Below are 11,856 nucleotides of genomic sequence, written 5' to 3' on the forward strand. Positions count from 1 at the left end.
CTAAGGCATGAAGAGGTATGTGATGAGGATAAAAAACAAAGTCTCCTTTAAAAGAAGACTTCGCTAATATCTGGATGCTTAACTATTTCCTCTGGTAGGATGCGGAACTATAGACGACAAATCTTTTATCTTCACGGGCATTCCAGAATCGATACTTTTTCTGGCTGCTACACCTGTTAGGCAAGACATAGCCCCATCTCTACTTCCGGCTGCTTGCTTAAATGGGTCTGCCCCAGGGTTAAACAGTTGTTTTCTTAGACGGATATCTCCACCTCCATGGCCTGCTTCGGTATTATCTATTCTAATGTATGCTGTTTCACCAAAGTTTTTGGTGATTTGTATTTCGTCATATTTCTCTTTTGGCCAAGGCTGACTTTCGTGTATCCAAGCATCAATTTTTCCTTTTGTGCCGTTAAAAGATATTCGGTAACCTTCGTAAGGTGAATATGCTGTTAAAGAATAACTCACCTGTACATTATTTGCATATTTGATTTGTACGGCCATTTTATCAAAAATATCGATGTCTTCTCTAAAAACGCAACCATCTCTCAAGTAGCCATCGTACTTTTCATTATCGGCATAGAGTCTCATTAAGCGATCGTTTTTAGTCATATCGAAATAAAACTTACACTCATTTTTATGTGGACAAGGTCTACAATTAGTAGACCTAAACGGACCATTTTTACCATAAAACTCTAAAGAACCGTAAGCAAAAACCTCTACCGGGTCTGAGTTTAGCCACCAGTTTAATAAATCAAAATGATGGGTAGATTTATGTACCAATAAAGACCCTCCAAATTCTCTTTTACGATGCCATCTTCTAAAATAATCTGCCCCATGGGAAGTATCTAAATACCAATGAAAATCTACTGAGGTAACTTTACCAATTTCTCCTTTATTGATGAGCTCGTATATTTTCTGACGATGCGGCGAGTAACGATAGTTAAAAGTAACATGAACCTTTTTACCTGTTTTCTTTTCGGCATCTAAAATAAGTTGGCATTTATCTTCATCAATTGTCATAGGTTTTTCTGTAATGATATCTGCCCCAGCCTCTAATCCTTTCACAATTTGCTCATGATGGGTGCTATCCATCGTGGTAACAATTAAAATATCGGGTTTGGTTTCTTGTAGCATTTTATCCAGATTGGTATAAGTTGGGCAGCTCAAATCCATTAATTGTTGTGCTGTTTTAACCCTACCAGGATTGATATCGCATAAGCCAACATATTCTACAGAATCCTTAAATTCTTTGATAACGGAGGTACCCCACATACTAATACCTCTAACACCGGTACCTACCAAAGCTACCTTCTTTTTAGGTGCATTTAAAGTGCTTGCCAATAAGGTATCGGCAATTAAAGTTGCGGCCATAGCAGAGCCAGTTTGACGAATAAATTTCCTGCGATGCATGTTTAATCTAGTTTTTGGTTATTTGAATTTAAGGATTAAAATCTCTAAAAATTCAACAGCTGGGATGAAAATCTACGCAATCGTTACCGGATGTGATGAGGGAGCTAAGTAAAAACCATTAATTTATTAGATGTTAATGAAGGCTTCTAAAATACATTGTTTTTATATAAAGTTTGTTTCTTATCGCTGACAAACCTTAAATATAAAAAATGAGTAATAAAACTTAATATTGTGAAAAATTAAAAGCATGAGTATTTCTGAGATTTACAAGATATACCTTAAACATCCTATAGTGTGTACAGATACCAGAAAAATAAGTCAAGGATGTTTATTTTTTGCCTTAAAAGGGGATAAATTTGATGCTAATCAGTTTGCGCAAGAAGCTTTAAACCAAGGCGCTGCATTTGCTGTGGTTGATGATGCTAGGGTTGTAAAAAATGAAAAATTTATTTTAGTTGATGATGTACTTAAAACTTTACAAGATTTAGCAAGCTACCACAGGAAAGCACTTAAAATCCCAGTTATTGGTTTAACAGGTTCTAATGGCAAAACCACCACTAAGGAATTGATATATGCTGTTCTCTCTCAAAAATTTAAAACTTATGCTACCGTTGGAAATTTAAACAACCATATAGGAGTACCTTTAACCTTACTTGCCATTACACCAGCTTTTGAACTAGCAATTGTTGAAATGGGGGCAAACCACCAGCAGGAGATTGCCTTGTTAAGTGAAATTTGCCAGCCTGATTTTGGTTTAATTACCAATGTAGGTAAAGCACATTTAGAAGGTTTTGGTGGTTTTGAAGGTGTTAAAAAAGGAAAAGGAGAACTTTATACTTTTTTAGAACAAAATGGAGGAACTGTTTTTGTAAATGAAGATAACCTGCACCTGCAAGACCTACTTAAACATAGAAAGTTTAAAGAAACCATTTACTACGGCACTTCAGGTAAAGGTTTAGTTCAGGGTAAATTAATTACAAATAATCCTTTTCTAGAGGTTGAATGGAGCTATAAAGGAGAAACTTTTAAAGTTAAGTCGCAACTCACAGGCACTTACAACTTCGAAAATATCTTGGCAGCCATTGCTATTGGACTAAGATTAGGCTTAAATGCTGTAGAGATTAATTACGGTATAGCGAGCTATGCCCCACAAAATAACCGTTCGCAAATTATTAAAACGGCTAAAAACACTATTATAGGCGATTTTTATAATGCCAACCCAAGTAGTATGCAAGTAGCTATTGATAATATTTTAAAATTAGAAGCTGCTTACAAAGTATTAATTTTAGGTGATATGTTTGAACTTGGCGATGAAACTTTGGCAGAACACACTACCATTTTAAATAAAATAAAAGATAATCAATTTAACGAAGTGTATTTGGTTGGTCATAATTTTTATAAATTAAAACATCAGTACCCTTACGTATTTTTTGAAACTGCCGAAGCATGTAAGCAATACCTCTCAGAAAATCCTTTAACGGATGGTCTTCTGTTATTAAAAGGCTCTAGGGGGATGAAGCTAGAAGTGCTCTTAGATGTTTTATAAATATATGATTAACTCTTTGCGTTAACTTGTTCTAAGTTTTGTATTGCTAAATAAGATTAATTCTATAAATATTAAACTTTACAATGGTTAAATACATCCCCTATTCTTAATCATCAAAGATGAACACAATTGCTAAAATCCTATAAATTTCTGAAAGGATAATACAGAAATCTTCCTACGGCTTACGATAACTTTATATTTCTCATTATTGAGCCAATTACGGTTTTTATGGTTAATGACAACTAAAAAATTAACCAAAAAAATCAGATGATGATTGTACAATCATTATTTAAACCATTAAAATAGATTTATGCACATGGCAAAAGGTTTTGAAGCTATTTTTAAAGCTTATTATGCTAAACTAATCTTTTTTACCAACAAATATGTAAATGATTTGCATGCTGCAGAAGAAATAGTTTCTGATGCCTTCAGTTTTTTGTGGGAGCATAAAGAGCAATACCAATTTGATGAAGATTTTAAGGGCTATTTGTATAAGATGGTGCAAAACCGAGCTTTGAATTATTTGAAGCACAAAAAAATAGAAAACGAGTATGTAAGCTATCTGCAAAAAAACAATTTACTTTCTGAAATTCCTGCTTTTGAAGAGAACCCTATCTACAAAAAGGAATTTGAACATTACATCAAAGAAGCTATAGAACACCTTCCACAAAGGTGTAAAGAAGTTTTTAAACTTAGCCGTTTTGAAGAACTAAGAAATAAAGAAATAGCACAACAACTTCAAATTTCTCATAAAACGGTAGAAAGACAAATGACCATTGCTCTTGAAAAACTTCGTTTTAAGTTACAGCACCTGCTTTCTTTTATCATTTTATTTTTTTTCTAAAAATAATAGCTGCCTGCTTTGGGGGTAAAGCCTTTTACAGTTGTATATCATTTTATAGGGATGGAAAATCGTATCAAAGAAATACTTATTAAATATATTACAGGCCATGCTTCTGACGAAGAAAAGCGTTTGGCAAAACAATGGATTGCCGAAAACGAAACGCAAGAAAAAGCATTTATAGCCTTATATGAAAATTGGCACCAGCAATTAGCACAAAAACATGACATCATTGATACTGACAAAGCATACAATAGGTTTATAGAAGAAAACATCCCAAAAAAAACTTCTTATAACTGGCTAAAATATGCTGCTAGTGTATTGTTGATATGTGCCATAACACTTGTTACTTATATCTATCAGCAAAAAAATATTAAAATAGTCTATCAAGAACTGGTCGTTCCACGTGGAAAAACAAAAAAAATAACCCTGCCAGATGGCACTTTAGTTATGATTAATGCTGGCACTAAACTCAGCTATAATAAAGATTTTGGTAAAACAGAACGTACTGTCTTACTTAATGGAGAAGCTTTTTTTGACATTGCTGAAAGTAAAACCGATGTCCCCTTTATCATTTATGCCGCCGGCTTTACCATAAGAGATATTGGTACAGCTTTTAGCGTAAAGGCTTATCAGGAAGACGGCGTTTTTGAAACTGCGGTGAAAGAAGGTAAGGTTTCTGTAGAAGGAAAACTTAATCAGAAAGATGGCGAAGATGGTAAAGTATTTATCAATGCCAACCAACTTCTAAAAATAAACATTAAGAAGAAAAGCGAGTTACATCTAGCAAAAAAAACTCATACCCCTTTAATCATTACTGATGTTAAACCAGCTTATTTGGAGGAGTATAACGGCTGGCAAAACAATTTTTTAATGTTTCAAAATACCAGTTTCAAAGAAATCATTAATACTTTAGAAAGAAGGTTTAATGTAGAAATTGTTCTGGAAAGCCCAGAATTAGAAAACTACCATTATACAGGTACTTTTAAACCTGGCGTAGATGTTTTTACCGTTCTACAAATCATTAAAGAAACTACCCCTATAACCTATACGCTTCAAGAGAAGCGCATTATTGTGAAAAATACTAACCAATTGTATCATCAAAAACCTAAACCCTCATTTATGAAATAGAAAAGAAACATCGTATGCAAAAAAAACCGGGAAGCTTGCAACATCCCGGTAATCAATTGAAATAGCTAATACCCTATAAGCTTGGGGAAGCCTAGTATTAACTAATAAACCAAAATTATGACTTTTTTAAATAGAAAACTTCTATTTGCCAACTCTTATTGGCTAAAAATGCTTATCGCTATGAAGCTCATGACCTTTTTAGTATTTGCGACTATCATGCAGCTACATGCCGCGGTATATTCGCAAAGTTTTAACCTCAATGAAACAGATATTACTGTTAAACAGATGTTTCAAAAAATTGAAAAAGAAAGTAAATACAGTATTTTCTTTAGGCAAGACCAGGTTAATCTTAACAAAAAAATAAAAGTTATCGCAGAAAATGCAGATATCAAAACCGTAATGAAGCAAGTCTTACAAAACCAAGCCTTGGTTTTTGATTTGATAGATGATATGATTGTGATTAAATCTGCATCTACTGCTGCGGTTGATTATGTAATTAACGGAACCATTGTAGATGAGCAAGGTTTACCCTTGCCAGGCGCCTCTGTTACCATAAAAGGTACAACTAACGGCACTTTAACCAATGTTGATGGTAAGTTTAGCATCAATATCCCTGGTCAACAGGCTACTACTTTAGTAGTAACTTATTTAGGCTTTAAGCAGCAAGAAATTACTGTTAATAATAGCCAAACTACTGTAAATATTGTTTTAGTTGCCGATGCTTCTGAGCTTGATGAAGTTGTAGTGATTGGTTACGGAACCGTAAGAAAAAGAGATTTAACAGGTTCTGTATCATCTGTAAAAGCAGAGGATATTGTAAGAACACCAACCCATAATGCTGTTGAAGCCTTGCAGGGTAGAGTGGCTGGGGCCGATATTGTACGAAGTTCAGGTGCGGCAGGCGGAAATTCAAACATCGTGATTAGAGGGAACAGATCTATAACCAGCAACAGAGACGATATTGGCAGTAGAAATGGGCCTCTTATCATTGTAGATGGTTTCCAAGGAAATAGCATTGACGCCATCAATCCTAATGACATAGAATCTATTGAGGTATTAAAAGACGCATCATCTACAGCTATTTATGGCGCTCAAGGCGCAAATGGGGTTATTATTGTAACCACTAAAAAAGGAACTGCCGGAAAAGTTAAAGTTAATTACGATGCTTACTATGGTATCAATACTTATGATTTTCCATCGTCAAGAACTGGCGAAAGCTACATCAAATTAAGACGTGAAGCCGCAAGAACAATTGGTATTACCGATGACCAATTAGTTTTTGATGGACCAGGAGAATTAGACGCTGTACAAGCAGGACAGTTTGTAGACTGGATGGATTTAGTGATTAGAGATGGCTCACAACAAAGTCATAATGTTTCTATCACCGGAGGTTCAGAGAAAACGGCTGTATTTGGTTCTGCCGGATACTTCAAGGAAGACGGTATGTTAAGAGGGAATGATTTTAACCGATACAACCTGAGGTTAAATTTAGACCAAACGGTTAACAACTGGATGAAAGTGGGCTTCAATACACAAATTGTTTATTCTGCACTTAATAACCGACAAAACCCATTGGGGCAGGCTACACAAATTAGCCCTTTAGGTACTCCGTTTAATGAGGATGGTACCATCAGGTTATTTCCTTTACCAGACGGAACAACCATAAGCCCCCTAGCAGATGAGCGTAGTGAGTTTATTGCTAGAAACAACACCCTTAGAAACAATATTGTAGCTAATGCTTATGTGTCTATATCGCCTTTAAAAGGATTAAATTTCAGGTCTAATATTGGCACTAATTTTAATAACTCCAGACAAGGTATTTTTAACGATAGAACATCCTTAGCGCAAAACGGACCACGTATTTCTGTGGCTTCTCAAAACACCGCCTTTAACCGTTACATTAACTGGGATAATATTTTAACTTATACAAAGAATATAAACAATCACAACTTCGTCTTAACAGGTATCACCAGTTATCAGCAGAGTGATCAGGATCGTTTATCTGCATCCGGACAAGGACAAATATTGGCATCTCAACTGTTTTACGACCTAAATTCTTCAAGCACCTCTATCACTAGAACCATTGGTTCTGCTTATGAAGGTTGGAGCAATATGGCTTATGCTGCAAGACTTAATTACAGTTTCAAAGGCAAATATTTGTTTACCGCATCAGGCAGGTATGATGGTGCTTCCAGATTATCGCCTGGAAATAAATGGGATTTCTTCCCATCAGCAGCTATCGGTTGGAATATTTTTGAAGAATCCTTTATGAAAAATATCCGCCAGATAAACAACCTGAAACTTAGAGCTAGCTATGGCGTTAGCGGAAACTATAATATTGGTGTTTACAGCACACAAAATACGCTAAACTCGGCATCTAATATGAGCTTTGGCGATGTCCCGGTAAACTCATTTGTTTTTAGAGGTACAGTTGGAAATACAAATTTAGGTTGGGAAAAAACAGCTTCTTTAGATATTGGTTTAGATTTTGGCTTCTTTAATAACCGCATTAGTGGTTCTGCCCAATGGTATGAAGCCAGTACATCAGATATTTTATTGAGTAGAACTTTACCACTATCTACCGGGATGGTTGATGTTACCCAAAACATTGCCAGCACCAAAAACAGGGGTATAGAAATAGAAATTACAAGTAGAAATATACAAACTAAAAATTTCAGTTGGTCATCTACACTTACTTATAATAGGAAAAGAGAAAAAATTACCGAGTTGATTGACGGTAGAGATATTTTCCCTAGCAGTGGTTTTGAAAGAAGCTCTTTATTGCTTGGTCGCCCTATTACTTCTTTCTATACGTATGATAAACTAGGTATTTGGCAGCTAAACGAAGCCGAAGAAGCTGCTAAATATAAAGTTGGAGGTTATACTTTCCAACCTGGGGATATCAAAGTAAGAGACCTTAACGGTGATTTCTTAATTAACGCTTCTGATTTAACTTATGTGGGTTCTACCGTACCAGATTGGATTGGTGGTTTACAAAATAATTTTACCTACAAAAACTTTGATTTAGGTGTTTTCTTAGTAGCTCGTTATGGCCAAACCATTGATGCCGAATTTTTAGGAAGATTTAACCCGGCTGGCACTGGAAACGGACCAGAAATTTTAGATTACTGGACACCAGAAAATCCAACTAACGATTTCCCTAGACCAAGAAGAGGCACCACACTAAGCTCTTATGCTGGTTATACCGGCTATCAAGCTTTAAATTTTGTTGATGGCTCTTTTTTCAAAGTTAAAACTGTTACCCTAGGTTATACGCTACCTAAAATAAAATCAGGACCATCATTCTATAACCGGGTTAGGGTGTATGCTACAGCCAATAACTTACTTACTGTAGCTAAAAGCTCACTCATCAGAAACTACGACCCAGAGCGTGGTGGTGCAGAAAACAGCCCATTAAGCAGAACTTTTGTATTTGGATTAAATGTTGGTTTTTAATGATAAACAGGAAAACAATGAAAACTAAAAGATATTTAAAATTAAGCTGCTTAGCAGCAAGTATTACATTAACTATTTCTTGTAACAAACTGGATGAATATAATCCATCTGGCGCTACCGCAGACGCTGTATGGTCTACCCCGGAAGGTTTTGTTACCAATGTTAATGCAGCCTATTCTGAGCAAAGAGCATGGTATGGTAAAGAAGACGGCATCTTTATGTCAGAATCTGGTACCGATTTATGGTTTAACCGAGATAAAAATACCTATGCCGGTCAATTAACTCAATATGCAGGTTTAACCCCTTTACAGGGAAATCCGGTTAGAGCTGCATGGAGAGATTTGTGGAAAGCCATTAATATATGTAATGCAGGTATTAACCGTATTAACGATGCTGGCTTTACCAACCAAGCAGAAAAAAACAGAAGAGAAGGAGAACTACGCTTTTTAAGAGCTTTTTACTATTGGCATATTGTAGAAACTTTCGGTGGCGTGATGTTACGTACAGAAGAAACCAAAACACCATTATTAACAGCCCAAAGAAGCCCTGTGGAAGACTTTTATAACCTTATCATTTCTGATTTAGAGTTTGCAGCAGCCAATCTTCCTTTACAAAGCTTTTGGGGTAATGAATACAGCAGAGCAAGTAGAAAATCTGCCATGGGCTTTTTAGCAAGAGCTTTACTATCCAGAGCTTATTATTCAACTGGTACTGAGGCTCAAACCTATTTTACCAGAGCCAGAGACGCTGCAAAAGCCGTAATTGACAACAAAGCAGCTTTGGAAGTAGATCTTTGGGCAAATTATGCCGATATGTGGAACCCAGCCAATAACAAACGCAATAAAGAAGCCCTTTATGTAGTCAGTAATTCTACCAACCAAGCTATTAATTATGATGCTAATGGAAACCGTTTATATCAAGTTTTTCAAGCTCGTTACAACGGCAAACCTGGTTTGGTTCAGAGTTTAGAGTATGGCTTTGAAAATAGCAGACGTTTAATGCCTACACTAAGCTTTTTAGATTATTTTAATGAAAATATTGATAGTCGTTACGAGACTTCTTTCCAAGAGGTATGGATTGCAAATACCAATTTTACATGGACAGCATCTTTAGCCGCTACCCATCGTAAAGACCCTAGCGTTATTGGTAAAGTTATTAGAGCAGGTATTGATACTGCTTTATATATTACTAAAAAAGTTGTTCCTAATGATAGGTTAAAACCCTATATCGTTATTGATAGAGATAGTGTTTACAATACCAACGGAACTATTATTACTGGTGCAGATCATATCAATTTCAAGAAATTTAGAGATCCAGACCGTACCGCAGCTAATGCGCAGCCAGGTTTTAAGGATGTTATTGTGATGCGTTTAGCAGAGATGTATTTAATAGCTGCCGAGGCTGAGTGGAAATTAAATAACCCTAGTGCAGCAGCAGATTATATCAATGTTTTAAGAACCAGAGCTGCCCAAAAAACTCCGGTTAACCAAACAGCAGCTATGCAAGTAAGTGCAGCCAACATCAATGAAGATTTTATATTGAAAGAAAGGGCAAGAGAATTGGCTGGCGAGCATCTTCGTTGGTTTGATTTAAAAAGAATGTTAGGCGCTAACAACGGACAAGCATTTGTTGATTTTATAAAAGCACAAAACCCTGATATTACGCAGGTACAACCTTTTCACCGCCTACGTCCAATTAGGCAGGAAGAGTTAAATGCTTTATTAAATGCAGAAGAATTCGGACAAAATCCGGGATATGATTAAAATTTGGTTGGGTTAAGTTAGTAAAGGGGGAGGATTAATTTCTTTCCCCTTTTTAGTTTATCAATTCAAATTTGATACTAATCATAGTTTTTAATAAAGAGTTTAATTGATAAACCCTTACCTGATTATTTGATGTAACTTCTATAGTTGCGGTATTTGGCGGATAATTTCCTTCACTTAAAACAAATATCTGCATCACATTACTACTACTCTGCCCTAGCTCTAGCTCAAAAATATTCCCCTCATTATTAAGATTTAGTTTTTCACTTATCACTTTATTATTATAGATAATTTTAAGCTCATCACCATCCAACTTACCATTATCAAATATTCTTACCTTCACCATTTTGCTTGTGCAAGGTATAGTATTAACTAAATGATTAGATAACCTCTCTATAGAGGTAGAAGTATTTGCAATAGAAAAGTTGTTAGACAGTTGTTGGATATTAGAAACTTTCTTTAATAATCTAATAGTTCCACTGCCACAAATATTTTTTCTTTTATCTCTTCCTATAAAAGTTCCCTCTAAGAAATCGATACCATCAACATTTTTCCTTTTTAATGTAGCCTCTACAAAACAAATAATAGATTTATCTTCTTTAATTTTAGTTTTAATGATACTGGTTTCTTTGAATTTTATAGCTCCATCTTGACTTATTGAACCTGTAATATTAACAACAGCTTCGTCTTTATTACCACTATTAGTTACTGATGTACCTGTTAGTTGCTCTCCATTTATGAGCAGAATTAATTTATAGGTATAATCTCCTACACCTTTTACAGTTATAGTACCTAGATATTCTTCTTCTACGGGTGCAGCATAAGCTAATGTCTTGAAAATTGAAAGAGTAATAAAAAAAATAAGAAACTGCTTCATGAAGATTGGTATGCTTTATAAAATTTTTTGCTTGTTATGATGAATTCCTGAAGTAGCAAAAAACATAAAATAGGAAAAACGATGAAAGAAACTTTATTAAAGTTCCAAGCGCCCACAAAATCTAAATTAATCAATCTGATACAGGCTCTTGTTAAGCCACAACCGTAGCATTCTATATCCGTTAATAAAGTAAACAAACATAAGGTTTGACTATGGTCATCAAAAGATGATTTAGGAATTGAAATTAACCATAAAGGAAAAGCCGCTAAGCAAACTAACTTAGCGGCTAAAAAATACTTATTATGCTTTAAATTATAGCGTTTTATCATAAGGACCATTCTTTGGTTGAAGATCACCTAAAATAATTCTAATAAAATCAATCAAAGACCAAATACCACAACCGCCTAAAGTTAATAGTTGAACAACACCTTGCCAAGTATAACCTAAATAAAAACGGTGAATACCTAAACCACCAACAAAAAATGCAAGTAATAGTGCTATAAGCTGACTTTTACTACCAGCAGCCATAACACGCTCAATAAAAGATTTCTTTTCTTTTTTAACCTTCTTTTTAGTGTCTGATTTAAGATTTTCTTTTGCAGTTTCTGAACTAACAACTTTTTCTTCTACAGCAACCGGAGTAGCCGAAGTATTTATTACTTTAGAAGCTTCGTTTGATTTTTGCGCTACAGGGAATGCAGCTCTTGTTTGATTAAAAGTTAGCGTTATTAAAACCGCTGTTAACAAAGTAAAAATTATTTTTTTCATACAATTAAGTTTATTGAAGCTAAACTATTAATTTAATTTATAATACAAACTAATTTTTAAT

General features: G+C 34.9%; 9 protein-coding genes. 5 read left to right on the forward strand and 4 right to left on the reverse strand.

Features of this window, described 5'->3' with window-relative positions; translation table 11 throughout:
• Positions 1-78 precede the first annotated feature (78 nt).
• On the reverse strand, positions 79-1,413 hold the full coding sequence (locus tag H510_RS0101980) for a Gfo/Idh/MocA family protein (protein ID WP_026902777.1): 1,335 nt from the start codon (positions 1,411-1,413) through the stop codon (positions 79-81).
• Between the two features lie 247 nt (positions 1,414-1,660).
• Here H510_RS0101980 and H510_RS0101985 point away from each other — a divergent pair, with 247 nt between their 5' ends.
• The 5 genes from H510_RS0101985 to H510_RS0102005 all read left to right on the forward strand — a co-directional run bounded on the left by H510_RS0101985 (position 1,661) and on the right by H510_RS0102005 (position 10,150).
• Positions 1,661-2,959: a UDP-N-acetylmuramoyl-tripeptide--D-alanyl-D-alanine ligase gene (locus tag H510_RS0101985; protein ID WP_026902778.1), complete on the forward strand. Its 1,299-nt coding sequence runs from the start codon at positions 1,661-1,663 to the stop codon at positions 2,957-2,959.
• 316 nt (positions 2,960-3,275) lie between these two features.
• The gene (locus tag H510_RS0101990) at positions 3,276-3,803 is read left to right on the forward strand and encodes an RNA polymerase sigma-70 factor (RefSeq protein ID WP_051291003.1); all 528 of its coding nucleotides are present in this window, start codon (positions 3,276-3,278) and stop codon (positions 3,801-3,803) included.
• Positions 3,804-3,863: 60 nt separating this feature from the next.
• Positions 3,864-4,931 (forward strand): FecR family protein, encoded by a 1,068-nt coding sequence (locus H510_RS0101995; RefSeq protein WP_026902780.1) that lies wholly within the window; start codon positions 3,864-3,866, stop codon positions 4,929-4,931.
• Positions 4,932-5,048: 117 nt separating this feature from the next.
• The gene (locus tag H510_RS0102000) at positions 5,049-8,387 is read left to right on the forward strand and encodes a SusC/RagA family TonB-linked outer membrane protein (RefSeq protein WP_051291004.1); all 3,339 of its coding nucleotides are present in this window, start codon (positions 5,049-5,051) and stop codon (positions 8,385-8,387) included.
• Positions 8,388-8,404: 17 nt separating this feature from the next.
• On the forward strand, positions 8,405-10,150 hold the full coding sequence (locus H510_RS0102005) for a RagB/SusD family nutrient uptake outer membrane protein (RefSeq protein ID WP_026902782.1): 1,746 nt from the start codon (positions 8,405-8,407) through the stop codon (positions 10,148-10,150).
• 52 nt (positions 10,151-10,202) lie between these two features.
• Here the strand turns inward: H510_RS0102005 and H510_RS0102010 are convergent, their stop codons facing one another.
• Genes H510_RS0102010 through H510_RS20350 form a run of 3 tightly spaced genes read right to left on the reverse strand, consistent with a single transcriptional unit; the run spans position 10,203 to position 11,795 of the window.
• Complete coding sequence (locus H510_RS0102010; protein WP_026902783.1) at positions 10,203-11,027, reverse strand: hypothetical protein; 825 nt, start codon at positions 11,025-11,027, stop codon at positions 10,203-10,205.
• Positions 11,024-11,356 carry a DUF2752 domain-containing protein gene (locus H510_RS19430; RefSeq protein ID WP_051291006.1) on the reverse strand — a complete coding sequence of 111 codons (333 nt, stop codon included), beginning with the start codon at positions 11,354-11,356 and terminating at the stop codon, positions 11,024-11,026. The genes H510_RS0102010 and H510_RS19430 overlap by 4 nt, the downstream gene beginning before the upstream one ends.
• Complete coding sequence (locus H510_RS20350; RefSeq protein WP_026902784.1) at positions 11,340-11,795, reverse strand: TM2 domain-containing protein; 456 nt, start codon at positions 11,793-11,795, stop codon at positions 11,340-11,342. Before H510_RS20350 ends, H510_RS19430 begins: the two co-directional genes overlap by 17 nt.
• Positions 11,796-11,856: the final 61 nt, after the last annotated feature.

The sequence above is a fragment of the Pedobacter glucosidilyticus DSM 23534 genome, assembly GCF_000425145.1.
Classification (GTDB): Bacteria; Bacteroidota; Bacteroidia; order Sphingobacteriales; family Sphingobacteriaceae; genus Pseudopedobacter; species Pseudopedobacter glucosidilyticus.

Coding starts and splice junctions, on each gene's coding strand:
- H510_RS0101980 (WP_026902777.1), bottom strand. CDS start 1,413: ATGCATCGCAGGAAATTTATTCGTCAAACTGGCTCTGCTATGGCCGCA.
- H510_RS0101985 (WP_026902778.1), top strand. CDS start 1,661: ATGAGTATTTCTGAGATTTACAAGATATACCTTAAACATCCTATAGTG.
- H510_RS0101990 (WP_051291003.1), top strand. CDS start 3,276: ATGGCAAAAGGTTTTGAAGCTATTTTTAAAGCTTATTATGCTAAACTA.
- H510_RS0101995 (WP_026902780.1), top strand. CDS start 3,864: ATGGAAAATCGTATCAAAGAAATACTTATTAAATATATTACAGGCCAT.
- H510_RS0102000 (WP_051291004.1), top strand. CDS start 5,049: ATGACTTTTTTAAATAGAAAACTTCTATTTGCCAACTCTTATTGGCTA.
- H510_RS0102005 (WP_026902782.1), top strand. CDS start 8,405: ATGAAAACTAAAAGATATTTAAAATTAAGCTGCTTAGCAGCAAGTATT.
- H510_RS0102010 (WP_026902783.1), bottom strand. CDS start 11,027: ATGAAGCAGTTTCTTATTTTTTTTATTACTCTTTCAATTTTCAAGACA.
- H510_RS19430 (WP_051291006.1), bottom strand. CDS start 11,356: ATGATAAAACGCTATAATTTAAAGCATAATAAGTATTTTTTAGCCGCT.
- H510_RS20350 (WP_026902784.1), bottom strand. CDS start 11,795: ATGAAAAAAATAATTTTTACTTTGTTAACAGCGGTTTTAATAACGCTA.